Origin of the sequence: Flavobacterium anhuiense (assembly GCF_050990855.1) — a bacterium.
GTDB classification, from domain to species: domain Bacteria; phylum Bacteroidota; class Bacteroidia; order Flavobacteriales; family Flavobacteriaceae; genus Flavobacterium; species Flavobacterium anhuiense_C.
The window spans coordinates 1021897-1038424 of sequence record NZ_CP158861.1; the positions used below are offsets into that span (position 1 = coordinate 1021897).

The window sequence follows — 16528 nt, forward strand, 5'->3', positions numbered from 1 at the left end:
GTTACTTCTGTTTATCCTCTAAGGGGCATTAGTGAATAAAAAAATTTGTATTTGATAACATTTATTTCAAAGTCTCTCTTCCCATTTTAAGAGAGACTGGGGCTTTTACTAATTCTCCACTTTTACAATGGCCATTCTTCCGTTGTATGGTTTATTACCTTTTGCTTCTAAAGCTTTTGTTGCCTCTTGTAAACCATCAAACTTCTCGTAATAGATGTAATACTTACTTGTAGTTACATTGTAAAAGAAATTAATATCTGAACGTCCTGCAGCAACCGCTTTTGTTACGAACTCATCACGTTTCTCAACACTATTATGAACCGCTATAATCATATAATAGCCACTATCAGAGTTTTTAATATTCTTGATAATCTGCATATTTGATTGCTCTTCACCAAAATCAAAATCATTTGAAGTTAATGGTGTGTTGCTTACTTTCGTTGTCTCTTTGATTCGTTTAAGAGCTGCAATGTCCTGTGCATATCTTCCTTCATCATTCTCATAAGCCGCACGTTTGATTCGACGTTTTTTCTCTACCTCCGTTTCCGTTTTAATACGTTCTAAATCGGCAATTAAAGCAGCGCCTTCTCTTTCCATTTTCAACTGAGCCGCTTTCAACTCGTTTATCTTTTCTAGATAAGCTCTATTCAAAGGATCGTCTTTCGGGAACTTTTTAAGCCTATCATTATAAAGATTTGTCAACTTCGCGATTTCGTTTTTCATGCTGTTATTTGCATCAGCAATCTGCGCTTTCAATGCTTCAATTTGACTGTTTTCTGCCGCTACACTCTTGAATGGTTTTGGCTCTTTATAAATACCTCTTTCACTTAAATCATTCTCCTCTTTTAAATCGCTCAAGTCTTTTTGCTTATTTGCAACAGTAGCTTTAAACTGATCTAGTAAATCTGTTTGTACTTTACTTGTGCTTTCAACAGACTGCGTTAAGTTTTCAATCGCTTTTCCAGTATCATCTTTCGCTTTTGCCGCTGCTGCCGCTGCCGCATCTGCTTTAGCTTTATCTGCTGCTAATTTTGCCTGACGCTCTTCTTCTTCTCTTAACAGTCTTGTTTCTTCTTCAGCTTTCAGTTTTTCAGTAGCTTCTGCATCTGCTTTTGCTTTAGCATCTGCTAATAATTTTGCTTGAAGCGCTTCCATATCCGCTTTTGCTTTTGCATCGGCTGCCAATTTAGCTTGAAGAGCTTCCGCATCTGCTTTTGCTTTTGCATCGGCTGCCAATTTAGCTTGAAGAGCTTCTGCATCTGCTTTTGCTTTTGCATCTGCTGCTAATTTCGCTTGAAGTGCTTCTGCATCAGCTTTTGCTTTTGCGTCTGCTGCTAATTTCGCTTGACGAGCTTCTTCATCAACTCTAGCTTTTTCTTCCGCTGCTTGTTTCGCTTTTAATGCTTCAGCATCTGCTTTCGCTTTTGCATCTGCTGCTAACTTCGCTTGACGTGCCTCTTCCTCTTCTTGTAATTTCTTAGCTTCCGCTTCTGCCTGCGCTTTTGCTGTTGCTTCTGCGTCTGCTTTTACTTTAGCATCGGCTAGTAATTTAGCTTGTAATGCTTCCATGTCAGCTTTTGCTTTTGCATCTGCCGCCAACTTAGCTTGAAGTGCTTCTGCATCGGCTTTTGCTTTTGCGTCTGCAGCTAATTTCGCTTGACGAGCTTCTTCTTCTACTCTAGCTTTTTCTTCTGCTGCTTGTTTAGCTTGTAAGGCTTCTGCATCAGCTTTTGCTTTTGCTTCCGCTGCTAATTTCGCTTGGCGAGCTTCTTCTTCTACTCTAGCTTTTTCTTCTGCTGCTTGTTTAGCTTGTAAGGCTTCTGCATCCGCTTTTGCTTTTGCTTCCGCTGCTAATCTTGCTTTCTCTGCTTCTGCATCAGCCTTAGCTTTTGCCTCTGCTGCTAATCTTGCTTTTTCTGCTTCAGCATCCGCTTTTGCTTTTGCGTCAGCTGCCAATTTCGCTTGACGAGCATCCTCCTCTTCTTGTAATTTTTTCGCTTCAGCTTCAGCTTTTGCTTTTGCTGTAGCTTCAGCATCGGCTTTCACTCTAGCATCAGCAATTAATTTAGCTTGTAAAGCCTCCATATCTGCTTTTGCTTTCGCTTCCGCAGCTAATCTTGTTTTTTCTGCTTCAGCATCCGCTTTTGCTTTTGCTTCCGCTGCTAATCTTACTTTTTCTGCTTCAGCATCCGCTTTTGCTTTTGCATCGGCCTCTAATTTCGCTTTCGCGGCAGCTTCTGCATCTGCCTTCGCTTTTGCGTCTGCTACAAGTTTAGCTTGAAGTGCTTCCGCATCTGCCTTCGCTTTTGCTTCTGCAGCCAATTGCGCCTGACGTGCCTCTTCTGCCTGTTTTATTTTCAGCGCTTCTGCATCGGCTTTGGCTTTTGCTTCTGCCGCTATAAGTGCTTGTCTTGCTTCTTCATCAGCTTTTGCTTTCGCATCTGCCGCTTGTTTCTCTTTAAGAGCAGCTTCTTCTGCAGCTTTTGCTTTCAAGTCAGCCGCCGCTTTTGCTCTATTAGCAGCATCGATAGAAGCTTTAGTTTTAGCTTCAGCAGCTGCTTTTGCTTTTGCTTCTGCAGCTAGTCTTGCTTGTAATGCATCTGAATCTGCTTTTGCTTTAGCATCTGCTGCTAATATCGACTGCATATCTGCAGCTTCCGCTTTTGCCTTAGCATCCGCTTTACGTTTTGCTTCTGCAGCATCTGCTTTTGCTTTATTGTCTGCAATTAATTTCAATCTTGCAGCCTCTGCATCTGCCTTTGCTTTTTCCGCTGCAGCCAATCTTGCTTGTCTTGCCGCTTCTGCATCGGCTTTCGCTTTATCAGCCGCTAATTGTGCCGCTGTTTTTTGAGGTGCTGGAGCTGGTACTGCAGGTTTTGCTGCTTCTGCTTTTGCTTTAGCAGCCGCTTCTGCATCTGCCTTAGCTTTTGCATCAGCTGCCAATTTCAACTTCATTGCTTCAGCATCTGCTTGTGCTTTATCAGCAGCCAATTGCGCTTGTGTTTTTTGTGGAGATGGAGCTGCTGCTACCGGTTTTTTAGCCGCTGCTTGTGCTCTTGCCGCCGCCGCTGCATCTACTCTCGCTTTATTATCTGCAGCTAATTTTATTCTGCGCTCTTCTGCATCTGCTCTTGCTTTATCAGCAGCCAATTGCGCTTGTGTTTTTTGCGTTGCAGCAACGGCTCTGTTTGCTGTTGCAGCCTGTGCTCTCGCAGCCGCTGCAGCATCTGCCTTAGCTTTTGCCTCTGCCGCTAATCGTATTTTCACAGCCTCAGCATCTGCTTTAGCTTTATTATCTGCTTCTAATTTTGCTTTCGCAGCAGCTTCTGCATCGGCTCTAACTTTTTCTGCTGCCGCTAATCTTGCTTGTTTAGCTTCAGCATCTGCTTGTGCTTTTGCCTCAGCTGCCAATCTGTTCTTCTCTGCAATTTCAGCTCTGTTAACTTGTGTTGCCTCAGAATTTTTCTTCGCTGGAACTGGTTTTGGTTTAGAAGGATCAATCAACGAACCTTCATCATCATCTCCATAATAGTAATTTCTATTCTTGAATTTATAAGCAATCGCGAACTCATGCGAGCCACCAAGATTAGAGAAATTCCCCATTCCTCTTTCGTAATTGTATTCAATAGCAATACTTGGAGAAATATTAATCCCAAGCCCCGCAGAAACTCCATATAAGGTGTTATAACCCAATTGTGCCCAAACGCCTTGTTGAAGTGCTAGCATTCCTAAACCAGAAATAACTGTTTTATCTTTTTTAATTTCTGTTCTAACAATTCCAGAAAATTTACTTCTGTCAAAAAAACCATAACTGTCAATATACCCAGTGTACATTGCGTGCAACTGAATGGCTCTTTCTGGATCGTCTTTTACCATTCCAGATCCGAAATTATAAAGCACTAAATTATTAATAGCCAATCCAAAATCTAAAAAGGCAGTACCATAGTTAATACCTGGATTTACCGTTAAAAATGTACTTTTAGGAAAATCTCCTGCCAGAATAGTAGAATCGTCAGATATGATTTTTCCTGTATTTAATCCGCTTTGATAAATACCCGCATTTAAACCGAAAGTCAAATTGCTATCTTCCTCAAGAACGATATTATGAGCGAAATTGGCAACTCCGCCAAAAACAGTCATAAGACCATAATTTTGTTGAAATAACCCTACGGCAAATGCTTCGTTTTCTCTAAAACGTCCTGAATAATTGGCCAAATAAGTTTGTGGATTATTTTCAAACTGAACCCATTGTCTTTTGTTGTAGAAACTTACATAAGGATTTGATTCCCTAACAAAACTGAAAGTTGGGTTAATTAAATATCTATTAAACTTTAAAGAATTTCTGATGGGTAATGAAAACGAAACAACTCCATCCTCAGTAGTGTTTTGAGAATAGAGTACATTTGATAAACCGTAAAATAACGTGATGAATAGTAAAAGTTTCTTCATATTATTTTATAACAGTTATTGATCCTTTTTTTTCACCTGCGTCGCCTTTAATGACATAGTAATAAACCGGATTTACATTTTTAAAATCTATATTGTTTTGAGGCCAATCGCCTTGATAATTTGTTACGTCCAAAACCATATCTCCGTTTGAACTAATGATCATTACCTTTGTATTTGCATTTTTATATTCGTCAGGAATATTCCAATACGGATTCATTCCGCTTAACTTAATAATGTTTGGAATAACACTTGACGGGCCAGAATCTCCATTAATCTTAAATGAAAATTCTCTAGTAGCAATACATCCTGATGCTTGAGAAATTACTGCTTTATAATTACCTTTTACAGCTACAACATATGTTCTTGATGTTTCTCCTGCAATTATATTTCCATTTAGATACCACTCGTAAGTAGGATCAACAGCATCTGTAGTAATTGTCACAGTTACAGTCTCACCTTCACTTAATTTATACCCATCTTGAACATCAATACTTGCTTCAAAACCATTGCTTTGAAGATTGATGCTTCCTGAAGCCGAACATCCTCCAAAGTCAACGTCTACAGAATAAACTCCAGATTCGTTTGTTGAATATGTGCGATTTGTAGCTCCTGTAATCGGATTACCATCTTTTTTCCACTGATACTTATTTCCCGCAGTAGCAGTTAAAACAGTTCCTGTACCACTTGCGCAAAACGGATTTCCAAGACTAGAACTGATAGTAACAGCAGAACCTGAACTTGAAGAAACAACATCAACTCGATTAGAACTAATATTGGTTTCAGTACAAACTCCGTAATCAATTTCAGAATAATATTGTCCTGGTGCAGTAACAGTTAAAGAAGCTCCACTCTGGCCAGAGATAAGAGCACCGTCCTTATACCACTTATATTTTAAATTGGGAAAATTTGCTGGTGAAGATGCTTCTTTATAAACTGATAATGTAATACTTCCAGACGAACAAATCGCTGCAGTTGTATTTTTATCATTAATAAAGTACGCAGATTCATAAGATTTAAAATAGGCTCCAAAAGACGTATTCCCTAAAGAGTTTCTAAATCTTTGACTAACTGTGCCTGTAGAACTTTTGATTCTTAAACTATAAATATCAGAACCAACTAAATCAGCAGGCACAGCAAACTTAATAGTTTGCTGTGTTGCCGATGTATTTATAACTTGAAGAGTTGTGGTTGCAGTTGGCGTTGTAAAACTACCTGTACTGTCCGACAGTTCAACTTGAAAAGTAGTTCCTGTTGGAAAATCGACATAACTAAAAGTTGCAAAAAATTCATTGAAAGAATTACCTGCACAAAGCTTTTCAAGTCCATCTAATTGTTGAGGAACTATAGTTTGAGCATAGGAATTCGATTCAGCAAATAATAGAATGCCAAATAAAAGTAAAAATTTAAAAAAAGATAAAGTAATTTTTTGAATCATATAGTGCGTGTTCTTGCTAGATCTATACGCTCAAAAAACAAGATATCTATGAATGTTTCAGAGAAATCATACTTGTAATTTTCAATCACTTCTTTTGCAAGAATTGAAGTTGCTGCAAGTGTTGAATTCTCTTGACAATCTTTTGATATTGTATTTGACTCAGCTGCTATAGTAAGGCTGTCCTTGGGGTTGGACATCCCTACTATAAACTGACTAAAATTGCTGTCTTTACTAACAGCATTATTATTGTTGTTTTGGTTATTGCATGCCAAAGTTAAACCGCACTCAAAACCAGCAGCCATAGTAGGTTTTTCTGCTGTATTCTGTGCATATAGAGTTAACGATATAGGCGAAACCAAAAATATTATATATAAAAAATATTTTTTCGTAGATACCATTATGTCTTGATCTTTATTTGGGCCCGTAAGACGATACATAAATTGTGTCTGGGGACTTAATTAATAAAATTTACGCGTGGGAAATAAAAATCGAAACTATTTATCTATTACCGCTAGAAGCTGTGATTTTTCCTAATTGTAATCTGAAATCTGGTTTTTTAGGATTGAAGATATCAATGAATGTTTCTTTGTTGTCGCTTTGAGACATAACGTTAAAGAATACACTGTTTCCATACCAGTTTTCTAAATCTTCATTGTTAGAATTGTATTCTGTAAAGATATTTCCTTTACATAAGTTGAAATACATTTCCTCAAATTTGATTTTTTTAAGGTTGGCATCATTGATTTCAGTTTTGCTGTCTAATAATACTGCAGGGTTGAATCCAGAGATTACACTTCTTTTCATTTCAAGAGAAGCATTTTCAGCCACATAAACAGCCTCTTTTACTAAACCTGCTTGAATGTCAGCATTGATGTTTTCACTGTCATTAACCATTGTAATATTACTTGCAACAACTAAAGTTTGTTTTTTAGTGAAATCTGTTTCACTTTTCTTCTCATAAGATTTAACCTCCATACAACGAGATCCATCTTTAGTACTTGAGAAGTAAGAAGATCTAACTGCTAAAGAGTTGAAGAAACGACATTGAACTCCTTGAGAAAATTTAAAGTCGTCATTAACTGATTTATAAGATACGAATTTTGTAGCATTTAAGTCACCACCTAAGATTCCGAAAGAATCTCCACCAGCGTAACTTACCATAATGTTTTCTAGAACTGTTTTATTTCCAACAGCTGCAAGAGTTAAAGCGTTGAAAGTATCTGCTCCTTTTACTTTTTTACCAGCAAATTCAATTCTTACGAATCTTAAAATTCCAGAGTTTGAAGCTACATTGTCACCACCATAAGTAGTCATTGTAGGATCAAGATCCAGGTTATAAGAACCTACATTTCCGAATTTGTTAATTGGTGCATCTCCAAGGATTACAATTCCACCCCAATCTCCAGCTTTTTTCATACTGCGATTTGAAGTAAATACAATTGGGTCTGTCTCTAAACCATCAGCCACTAATTGTGCGCCTTTCGTAATTACTAATGTTCCTTTTGTTTCGAAATCACCAATAATTACAGTTCCAGGTTCGATCGTTAAAACAGCATTGTTTGTAACATAAACGTTTCCTTGTAGAACGTAGATATTTCTCTTTAGCAACTTCGTATTAACAGAAATATTTCCTGCTAAAATTTGGTTTGCTTCTCCATAGTCAACTTTATTAGGCTTAAACTCGGTCCAGTTGTTTAACCAATTGGTGTAGCCCATAATTCCTTTCTCTTGTTGAGCACTCATACTCGTAACTGTCAAAAGAACGCAGATCAATTGAGTAATTTTTTTCATGATAAGGGGGTATTACGGTTAATAATAAATTTGGGTATGCGTAAATGAAAAAACTCCTCTCGAGTTTTCTGAAATTTATCAGAACCCTCGAGAATGAGTTATTTTTTATTTTGTTTTTTAAGAATGCCAAGCTGGTATTCACTTAGACTTTCTCAAAAAAGATTTTATAAAAAAAGCTTTATTACATTTCGTTCAAATCGTTGAACTCGTGTAATGATTTCAATGTACTTTCGTAGAACAAAATTGCAGCAATTAGATTTCCTTTATCAGAGTAAGGCATCATTTTTCTTTGAAAATCTACTGTAGTATCTAAGAAAGTTGTTGTACCTACTGCCTGAGCATCTAACACTTTTTTGTGTTCGTTATCGTCTGGAATACCAAGGTCAGCCATAGTAACTCCAGGTTTTGTAACCAAAGCAATGTAAGGGAGAGTTTTAACTAATACTTTAATACGCTCGATGTATAATTCCAAAAGTTCTCCTTTTTGCATACCACTTAATTCTTTTTGATCATGGTATTTACGGATAAGAGCAGTTGTACTGATAATACTTCTCGGTGCGTTTTTAGCTTGTGCTGAAACAGCCGCAGTAGTTAAGATAAAAAAAGCACTAAATAGAATAATTTTCCCTTTCATAGATTCTTATTTTATAATTGGTTGTTGATAAAAACAAAAATATATAAATTAACTTAAATTACAACTTCAACTCATTTTTTTTTCAAAAAATTTCCTTAAAAAAACCTTAAAAACCAGCCTTATGTCGAGAAAATGTGCGTTTTAACGCGCTTTTTGTTAAAAATGTTAATTAAAAAACCGTAAGATATTAACTATAAAAAATAAAAAATTGACTCAATAAATAACCAAAAAAAACCTACGTTTGACGATTATAGAAAAAAAATATTAACAAAAACATCTTGATATTTACTCACTTGACAAGATTTATTAACAAAATTCTGTCGAAATTGCCACAAAATTTTCTCGATCAAACGGCCAAAGACTTCGTTTCCAAATTTTAAAATGAAGACCCAAAATAATCTCAGCTGGAAAATTTTTGACTACACAATTTCTTCTATCTTTGCCCCATGCAATTTTCTCAAATTTTAGGTCAAGATTACATCAAAAGCCACTTGATAAAAAGTGCTGCTTCTGGTAGAATTCCTCACGCACAATTATTCGTTGGTCCAGAAGGAAGTGGTACATTAATAACCGCCATTGCCTATGCACAATATATTTTGTGCAGCAACACAGGTGACGAAAATTCAAACGGAAACGATTCCTGTAATCTTAAGTTTGATAACATCTCACATCCCGATCTGCATTTTATTTACCCAACTGTTACAACTGAAGACGTTAAAACAAAACCAAAAAGTTTAGACTTTATTCAGGATTGGCGCAGTTTCATTCAAGAAATGCCTTACGGTGGTTTATTTGATTGGTACAAAATTCTAGGCGTTCAAAACAAACAGGGAGAAATTCGTGTAGAAGATGCGCAGGAAGTTTTAAAATCGCTTTCGCTAAAATCTTACGAAGGCGGATACAAAATCATGATCATTTGGATGGCTGATAAAATGAATATCGCCGCTTCCAACAAACTCTTGAAACTTTTAGAAGAACCGTCAGATAAAACCATGTTTATTCTGATTTCTGAAAACGAAGAAGATATTATCCAGACCATACGATCGCGGTGTCAGGTAATTCACTTTAACGGACTTCCAGAAAAAGTAATTGCTGAAGCTTTGATTGCGCAAGAAAATATAGATCAGAATCTCGCAAAAAAAATTGCACATCAGGCACAAGGGAACTTTAATAAAGCGATTCATCTCTTAAAAGAAGACGACGATGATCTTCCGTTCGAGCAGTGGTTCGTCAATTGGGTACGTGCTGCTTTTAGAGCAAAAGGAAATGCTGCCGCTATTCAGGATTTAATTTCTTGGAGTGAGCAAATTGCCGCGCTGGGCCGCGAAAGCCAGAAAAAATTTATTCAGTATTGTATTGAAATGTTCCGACAAGCTTTAATGCTAAACTATCAAACGTCAAGTTTGGTTTATATCGAACCGAAAGTGGATAAATTCAAATTAGAGAATTTTGCGCCTTTTGTAAACGGAAATAACATTCACGAAATATTTAAGGAACTTTCAGATGCCATGTATCATATTGAAAGAAATGGAAATGCGAAAATAATCCTTACCGATTTATCGATCAAATTGACTCGTTTAATTCATAAAAAATAATTCATAATGAACAATGTTGCCTCAATTTTACTTTTAGCTTTTTTAGCTTTAACTTTTTTACAATCGGGTTACGAAAAAATTTTTTACTGGAAAGATAATGTGGCTTGGCTTAAAGAACATTTTGCTAAAACCCCATTAAAAAATCAAGTTCCGCTAGCGCTAATGCATTTACTAATTTTGGAATTAATTTCTGGTATATTATGTGTTGTTGGAGGAATTCAATTATTTACAAATAACGGAAGAGAATTTGGTTTTTATGGCGCTATCTTTTCATGTATCTGTTTGTTAATGATGCTTTTCGGACAAAGACTTGCAAAAGATTACGATGGTGCGAGAACCATTGTTATCTATTTTATACCAGCTGTTATGGCGGTTTATTGGTTGAACTAACAATCAATTTTTCATAAAATAGCCACAGATTTTAAAGATTTCCATAGATTCTTAATCCCTTTAATCTGTGAAATCTGTGGCAAAAAAGCCCTATTTGCTGGGCATTAAAAACAAATTTATTATTCAAAAAAATGAATCCAAAACATCCTTCAGAATCTGTAACTATTTTAACTGATTTAGTTTTACCGAGCGAAACAAATCCTTTAAACAATCTTTTTGGTGGCGAGTTATTAGCCAGAATGGATCGCGCGGCAAGTATTGCGGCTCGCAGACATTCGCGCCGAATTGTAGTAACAGCTTCTGTAAATCACGTTGCTTTTAACAGAGCGATTTCGCTTGGAAGTGTTGTAACTGTAGAAGCAAAAGTTTCAAGATCTTTCAAAAGTTCGATGGAAGTTTTTATAGACGTTTGGGTAGAAGACCGCGAATCCGGAAACAGAACCAAAGCCAACGAGGCAATCTACACTTTCGTGGCTGTGGACGATACCGGAAGACCTGTTGAAGTACCGGCAATTATTCCAGAGACTGAGCTTGAAATTCAGCGCTTTGATGCCGCACTCCGCCGTAAGCAATTGAGTTTACTGCTTGCTGGCAAAATAAAACCTTCTGATGCCACAGAATTAAAGGCCTTATTTCTGTAGATCAAATTTGTGACAAATTGGAACAATCAAACTTCAGAAAAAGAAGTAATTTTACCAATTGAAAATAAAGATTAATAAAATATAGGAGAATTTTCTTATTTTTATCCAGTAAGACAAAATAATAATTTAGATATTTAGAAAAAAATGAGTTCAGAGAAAGAAGCCAAATTAAAAGCACTACAATTAACGCTTGATAAACTTGACAAAACCTACGGAAAAGGAACCGTAATGAAAATGGGCGACAGAGCCATTGTAGAAGTAGAAACGATTTCTTCTGGCTCATTAGGTGTAGACTTAGCTCTTGGAGTAAACGGATATCCAAAAGGAAGAATTATCGAAATATATGGTCCAGAATCTTCTGGAAAAACAACTTTGACGCTTCACGCCATTGCAGAAGCTCAAAAAGCAGGTGGTATTGCTGCCTTCATCGATGCCGAGCACGCATTTGATAGAAATTATGCCGAAAAATTAAATGTTGATATCGAGAATTTAATTATTTCTCAACCAGATAACGGGGAGCAAGCTTTAGAAATTGCAGAAAACCTAATTCGTTCTGGAGCTATAGACATCGTTGTAATTGACTCTGTGGCAGCTTTAACTCCAAAAAGTGAAATCGAAGGCGAAATGGGAGATTCTAAAATGGGTCTTCACGCTCGTTTGATGTCTCAAGCTTTAAGAAAACTTACTGGAACTATCAGCAAAACAAATTGTACAGTTTTCTTTATCAACCAGCTTCGTGAAAAAATCGGTGTTATGTTCGGAAATCCAGAAACTACAACTGGAGGTAACGCACTTAAATTTTACGCTTCTGTACGTTTAGATATTCGTCGTTCTGCTCAAATTAAAGACGGTGAAAATGTAATTGGAAACAGAACTAAAGTTAAAATTGTTAAAAACAAAGTAGCTCCGCCATTTAAAACTGCTGAATTCGACATTATGTACGGAGAAGGAGTTTCTAAAACAGGTGAAATCTTAGACTTAGCCGTTGAATTTGATATTGTTAAAAAAGCTGGATCTTGGTTTAGCTACGGAGATACAAAATTAGGTCAAGGTCGTGATGCTGTAAAAACTTTAATTAAAGATAATCCAGAATTAGCTGAAGAACTGGAAATTAAAATTAAAGAACACATTAAAGAATTGGCAAATGCCTAAAATAGAAGTCTATTAAAGGACCCCTTAAAAGCCGAGTGATTGAAAAAATTACTCGGCTTTTTTATTTTAAAAATAAAATTGAAATTCTCACGCAACCTTTTTAATAAACGTCCATCTTATAAAAAAACAGTTTGCAATTTGGTACTGCCATATATCAATTTGGCGTTTTTTTAGAATTTACATTGGTTGGTTATTTGAGTAAAAAACCCGTTGGCTTTCTTCATCTAACGGGTTTTATCAATTTTTTTTAAATTCTTACGCAACCTTTTTAATTTTTCTTTATCTATAATAATGTGACATTAACTTGAGTTATTAAACTAAACTCTTTATTATCAACTATTAATATTTTTAACCATGAAAGAAAAAATAGAATTGTTGTACAGTAAAAACCGAAGAAAAACCAAATTGAAATTTAAAAAAGTATTACGTTTTATTTCAGAAAAGATAATTCACAGATAATAACTTTTGAATAAAAATAGGGGGTTTTTAATTCAAAGAAAAGCCGGTAGATCCAATCAATCTACCGGCTTTTGTATTTTACATAATGTTTTTATGGTTATTTCTGAAAATCGATCAAACCATTGTAAATCATATTTCTTACCCGATCTCTCAATTCTTTTCTGTGATCGCTTGTTAATCCTTTAGTTTCTACGAAAGGCAAAATTCGCGCTCGCATTTTTCCTGGACTTCCACTTAAGAATGTATATGAAAAACGTTCTTTGTTATCTGGATAAACAATCGGTACAATCGGAATTTGATGATCTATTGCTAATCTGAATGCACCATCTTTAAACTCATCCAGCAAAATGCTTTCATCATCTGGAACTCCGCCTTCAGGGAAAATGCAAATGCTCAAACCTTGATTTAATCTATTTTGAGCTCTTTTAAAAACTTCATTTTTACTTTTAGATGAACTTCTGTCAACCAAGATACAGGTTCTCTTGTAGAAAAATCCAAAAAGCGGAATCTTCACTAGCTCTTTCTTTCCAACAAAAACAAAAGGATTTTTAATTAGAGCCAATGTAAGCATGATATCGGTCATCGAGGTGTGATTGGCCACTATCATATAACTTTTGCCTTTAATGAGCTTCTGTTCGCGTTTTACGACATAATAAAACCCCATTCCGAAAAGGATGAATTTCGACCAAATTCGCGCCATTTTAAAAAAATAAGGGTAACCTCTCTCTGAGAGAATAGAAATCACGAGAAATGGCAACATAATCAGTATCGGAATTGCCATCAAAATGTAAAACCAAATACGCCAAAGAATCCAAAAAGCAATTTTAAATATTTTCATAGTTTCAAATGTAAGAAAGAGTAATGAATATTTTGTAGAATAATTTTCTTTGATTTTTAAACACAAAGCGCACTAAGTTTTCACAAAGAAACAAAAGCTAACAAATAACATAAGGTTTTCTGCGTTAAAATAAAAAATCTCAAAACGAAATTTCTAGACTAATAATCGGATTTGCCATTGAAGTTCACAAAGCTTTGGGACCAGGTTTGCTTGAAAATACATACAAAGAGTGCCTCTTTTACAAGATTACGAAAAGTGGGTTATTTGTTGAAAAAGAAAAACCTTTACCTGTGATTTTCGAAGAAGTTAAATTAGACTGTGGTTATCGTGTAGATTTGTTAGTTGAAAGCAAATTAATTATTGAAATAAAAAGTGTTGAAACACTAAATACAATTCACTTAGCTCAAACATTAACTTACTTAAGATTAGGGAACTATAAATTAGCTCTTCTCATAAATTTTAATGAAATCCTCTTAAAAAATGGAATTCGTAGAGTAATAAATGATTAGTCCTAAAAAAACTTTGCGAACTTACAATTCACTTAAATAATCATCTAAAAATAAACTTTGCGAAAACTTAGTGCACTTTGTGTTAAAAAAAAATTAGCGCTATGCAATAAGAAAATAAACTTTTACGAACTTTGCATTTCAGAAAAAAACGAGAATGGCAAAAATACTTACTGGTGTTCAAAGTACAGGAACACCGCATTTAGGAAATTTACTAGGAGCAATTATCCCGGCAATCGAATTATCGAATGATCCATCTAACGAATCATTTTTGTTTATTGCCGATTTGCATTCAATCACTCAAATTAAAGATGGGAAAACTTTAAGAGAAAACACGTATAGCACAGCTGCAGCTTGGCTTGCTTGTGGTTTAAATCCAGACAAAGTTACTTTCTACAGACAATCTGATGTGGTTCAAACTACAGAATTGACTTGGTATTTGAGCTGTTTTTTTCCTTTTCAAAGATTGACATTAGCGCATTCTTTCAAAGATAAAGCAGATCGTTTAGACGATGTTAATGCTGGACTATTCACTTATCCAATGTTAATGGCTGCCGATATTTTATTGTATGACGCTGAATTTGTTCCTGTTGGAAAAGATCAGTTGCAGCATTTAGAAATTACTCGTGATGTCGCGGCTCGTTTCAATCACCAAATGGGTGAAACTTTTGTTCTTCCTGAAGCAAAAATTCAGGAAAACATCATGTTAATTCCCGGAACGAACGGAGGCAAAATGAGTAAATCTGCCAACAACATTATCAATATTTTCTTGGATGATAAGACGTTGCGCAAACAAGTTATGAGTATTGAAACTGATAGTACTCCTCTTGAAGCTCCAAAAAATCCAGATACTTGTAATGCATTTGCAATCTATTCTTTGTTAGGAACAGAAGAGCAAATCGCAGCAATGAGAGCTAATTATTTGGGTGGAAATTATGGTTACGGACACGCGAAACAAGCTTTGTTTGAATTAATTACAGAAAAATTTAAAACAGAAAGAGAGAAATATAATTATTACATCAACAACTTGGAAGAAGTAGACGCTTTATTGAAAAAAGGTGCATCAAAAGCTTCTGTAATTGCTGATGGCGTTTTAGCAAAAGTTAGAGAAGTTTTAGGATTTTCGAAATAAAACAAATCTCAAGAAAATCAAAATATGGAAACGCTGATCAAATCTGGTCAGCGTTTTTTATGAATTATAATTATCCCATCAATATTAAATTTTGTAACTTCATCTATATTAATTATTTAACAAACAAAAAGATGGATAAGTATATTGAAGATTACAATGTTCCACCCTATTTATTCCAAGTCCTGAACATCGTATTTGGCTTATTGCTGATTTATATCTTGTACCGACTTTACAAACATTTCAAAGGAAAATAAATATATAGGATTTTCTGCGTTAAATAGACTCAAAAAGTTTTCCTGGAAGTGGTCGAATAACGCCTTTAAGCTCCATTCCTATCAGAATTCCAGACAGTTTGAAAATTGGAATTTCACATTCAATTGCAATGAGGTCTAATAGTTCCTTTCCGTTCTTTTGCAAAAAATCATAAATCCTTTGTTCTTCAGGTTCCAATTCTATAAAAAGCTGTTTCTGAATTGTTTTAGGTTTTTCTTTAAGATCCCAATTCAACATATAAATCAAATCGGCAGCACTTGTCAACACATTTGCTTTCTGAGTTTTAATCAAGTTATTACAGCCTTGACTGTATTTATCGGTCACTCTTCCTGGCACGGCAAATACATCACGGTTGTACTCGTTAGCCATATTTGCTGTTATTAAAGAGCCGCCTTTATCAGCAGATTCAATCACAATTGTCGCTTCGGTCATCCCTGCAACAATTCGATTTCGACGAACGAATTTCTCCTTATCCGGATTAGCATCACTCCAGAATTCCGTTATAAATCCGCCGTTTTCTTCCATTTTTGCCATGTACTTTTTATGCGTACGGGGATAAATCTGATTTAGACCATGAGCCAATACACCAATAGTCTGCAACTTATAATCCATAGCGGCTTGGTGTGCCACAATATCAACTCCATATGCAAATCCGCTAACGATTATTGGATCTAAGGGAGCTATATCTTCAATCAATTTTCTGCAGAAATCTGTTCCGTAAGAAGTAATTTGCCTAGTTCCCACAATACTAATTACTTTTTTGTTTTTAAGATCTATATTTCCAGCCGTAAAAAGTAAAATTGGCGCATCAAAACAATGTTTTAGCCGTTCTGGATAATTTTCATCATGAAAAAAAGAAACATGAATATGATTGCTTTTAATGAAAGAAAGTTCCTTGTCTGCCTTCTCAAAAATAGTCTTGTCTTTCAAGTTCTTTAATAAAACAGATCCAATTCCATCAACTGCAGCTAATTGAGCGCTTTTTGCTTTAAAAATATCCGAAGGAGATCCAAAAGAATGGAGCAATTTTTTACCCAAAATGTCACCTACTCCATCAACTTTAAGTAAGGCTAATAAACTAAATAAATCTTGATCGGTCATATTTTTAAAACATTATGTAAAATAGAAAAAATAATTTTACTTTTTCGAACGGCAAATATCATTAAAACAAAGTAATTTCTTACTAAAAACAAAATATATTTTTTATTCACAAAGACTAGTACTTTTGATCAA

14 protein-coding genes are annotated in these 16528 nt (G+C 35.3%); 7 read left to right on the forward strand and 7 right to left on the reverse strand.

Going from position 1 to position 16528, the window contains the following annotated elements:
* Positions 1-108: 108 nt before the first annotated feature.
* The 5 genes from ABTV69_RS04640 to ABTV69_RS04660 form a co-directional block, all read right to left on the reverse strand.
* A complete protein-coding gene (locus ABTV69_RS04640; RefSeq protein WP_433834503.1) occupies positions 109-4449 on the reverse strand; it encodes a PorP/SprF family type IX secretion system membrane protein in 4341 nt (1446 codons plus the stop codon).
* Position 4450: 1 nt separating this feature from the next.
* A complete protein-coding gene (gene sprC / locus ABTV69_RS04645) occupies positions 4451-5884 on the reverse strand; it encodes a gliding motility protein SprC (protein WP_433834504.1) in 1434 nt (477 codons plus the stop codon).
* Positions 5881-6282, reverse strand: a complete 402-nt coding sequence (locus tag ABTV69_RS04650) for a hypothetical protein (RefSeq protein ID WP_433834505.1) — start codon at positions 6280-6282, stop codon at positions 5881-5883. The genes sprC and ABTV69_RS04650 overlap by 4 nt, the downstream gene beginning before the upstream one ends.
* A gap of 100 nt (positions 6283-6382) precedes the next feature.
* Positions 6383-7675 carry a hypothetical protein gene (locus ABTV69_RS04655; protein WP_433834506.1) on the reverse strand — a complete coding sequence of 431 codons (1293 nt, stop codon included), beginning with the start codon at positions 7673-7675 and terminating at the stop codon, positions 6383-6385.
* Between the two features lie 181 nt (positions 7676-7856).
* On the reverse strand, positions 7857-8309 hold the full coding sequence (locus tag ABTV69_RS04660) for a hypothetical protein (RefSeq protein ID WP_198855090.1): 453 nt from the start codon (positions 8307-8309) through the stop codon (positions 7857-7859).
* A 446-nt stretch (positions 8310-8755) separates the two neighbouring features.
* Here ABTV69_RS04660 and ABTV69_RS04665 point away from each other — a divergent pair, with 446 nt between their 5' ends.
* The 4 genes from ABTV69_RS04665 to recA all read left to right on the forward strand — a co-directional run bounded on the left by ABTV69_RS04665 (position 8756) and on the right by recA (position 12087).
* Positions 8756-9904, forward strand: coding sequence for an ATP-binding protein (locus tag ABTV69_RS04665; protein ID WP_433834507.1), 1149 nt, complete (start codon positions 8756-8758; stop codon positions 9902-9904).
* A gap of 6 nt (positions 9905-9910) precedes the next feature.
* Positions 9911-10294 (forward strand): DoxX family protein, encoded by a 384-nt coding sequence (locus ABTV69_RS04670; RefSeq protein WP_433834508.1) that lies wholly within the window; start codon positions 9911-9913, stop codon positions 10292-10294.
* Between the two features lie 131 nt (positions 10295-10425).
* Positions 10426-10935 (forward strand): acyl-CoA thioesterase, encoded by a 510-nt coding sequence (locus ABTV69_RS04675; RefSeq protein WP_433834509.1) that lies wholly within the window; start codon positions 10426-10428, stop codon positions 10933-10935.
* A gap of 144 nt (positions 10936-11079) precedes the next feature.
* Positions 11080-12087 carry a recombinase RecA gene (recA, locus tag ABTV69_RS04680; RefSeq protein WP_095930180.1) on the forward strand — a complete coding sequence of 336 codons (1008 nt, stop codon included), beginning with the start codon at positions 11080-11082 and terminating at the stop codon, positions 12085-12087.
* A gap of 556 nt (positions 12088-12643) precedes the next feature.
* On the opposite strand, the gene ABTV69_RS04685 is transcribed toward recA, so the two are convergent.
* On the reverse strand, positions 12644-13384 hold the full coding sequence (locus tag ABTV69_RS04685; protein ID WP_433834510.1) for a lysophospholipid acyltransferase family protein: 741 nt from the start codon (positions 13382-13384) through the stop codon (positions 12644-12646).
* A 149-nt stretch (positions 13385-13533) separates the two neighbouring features.
* Here ABTV69_RS04685 and ABTV69_RS04690 point away from each other — a divergent pair, with 149 nt between their 5' ends.
* The 3 genes from ABTV69_RS04690 to ABTV69_RS04700 all read left to right on the forward strand — a co-directional run bounded on the left by ABTV69_RS04690 (position 13534) and on the right by ABTV69_RS04700 (position 15276).
* A complete protein-coding gene (locus ABTV69_RS04690; RefSeq protein ID WP_433836675.1) occupies positions 13534-13893 on the forward strand; it encodes a GxxExxY protein in 360 nt (119 codons plus the stop codon).
* A gap of 154 nt (positions 13894-14047) precedes the next feature.
* Positions 14048-15022, forward strand: coding sequence for a tryptophan--tRNA ligase (gene trpS / locus ABTV69_RS04695; protein WP_433834511.1), 975 nt, complete (start codon positions 14048-14050; stop codon positions 15020-15022).
* A 131-nt stretch (positions 15023-15153) separates the two neighbouring features.
* Complete coding sequence (locus ABTV69_RS04700) at positions 15154-15276, forward strand: hypothetical protein (protein ID WP_433834512.1); 123 nt, start codon at positions 15154-15156, stop codon at positions 15274-15276.
* A gap of 19 nt (positions 15277-15295) precedes the next feature.
* Here ABTV69_RS04700 and dprA read toward each other — a convergent pair whose 3' ends face one another.
* Positions 15296-16396 (reverse strand): DNA-processing protein DprA, encoded by a 1101-nt coding sequence (gene dprA, locus ABTV69_RS04705; RefSeq protein ID WP_433834513.1) that lies wholly within the window; start codon positions 16394-16396, stop codon positions 15296-15298.
* Positions 16397-16528 lie beyond the last annotated feature (132 nt).

Bases quoted from the DNA above. Each gene is read 5' to 3' on its own strand.
- ABTV69_RS04670 (WP_433834508.1), top strand. From the start codon at position 9,911: ATGAACAATGTTGCCTCAATTTTACTTTTAGCTTTTTTAGCTTTAACT.
- dprA (WP_433834513.1), bottom strand. From the start codon at position 16,396: ATGACCGATCAAGATTTATTTAGTTTATTAGCCTTACTTAAAGTTGAT.
- ABTV69_RS04685 (WP_433834510.1), bottom strand. From the start codon at position 13,384: ATGAAAATATTTAAAATTGCTTTTTGGATTCTTTGGCGTATTTGGTTT.
- trpS (WP_433834511.1), top strand. From the start codon at position 14,048: ATGGCAAAAATACTTACTGGTGTTCAAAGTACAGGAACACCGCATTTA.
- ABTV69_RS04655 (WP_433834506.1), bottom strand. From the start codon at position 7,675: ATGAAAAAAATTACTCAATTGATCTGCGTTCTTTTGACAGTTACGAGT.
- ABTV69_RS04700 (WP_433834512.1), top strand. From the start codon at position 15,154: ATGGATAAGTATATTGAAGATTACAATGTTCCACCCTATTTATTCCAA.
- ABTV69_RS04650 (WP_433834505.1), bottom strand. From the start codon at position 6,282: ATGGTATCTACGAAAAAATATTTTTTATATATAATATTTTTGGTTTCG.
- sprC (WP_433834504.1), bottom strand. From the start codon at position 5,884: ATGATTCAAAAAATTACTTTATCTTTTTTTAAATTTTTACTTTTATTT.
- ABTV69_RS04660 (WP_198855090.1), bottom strand. From the start codon at position 8,309: ATGAAAGGGAAAATTATTCTATTTAGTGCTTTTTTTATCTTAACTACT.
- recA (WP_095930180.1), top strand. From the start codon at position 11,080: ATGAGTTCAGAGAAAGAAGCCAAATTAAAAGCACTACAATTAACGCTT.
- ABTV69_RS04675 (WP_433834509.1), top strand. From the start codon at position 10,426: ATGAATCCAAAACATCCTTCAGAATCTGTAACTATTTTAACTGATTTA.
- ABTV69_RS04665 (WP_433834507.1), top strand. From the start codon at position 8,756: ATGCAATTTTCTCAAATTTTAGGTCAAGATTACATCAAAAGCCACTTG.
- ABTV69_RS04640 (WP_433834503.1), bottom strand. From the start codon at position 4,449: ATGAAGAAACTTTTACTATTCATCACGTTATTTTACGGTTTATCAAAT.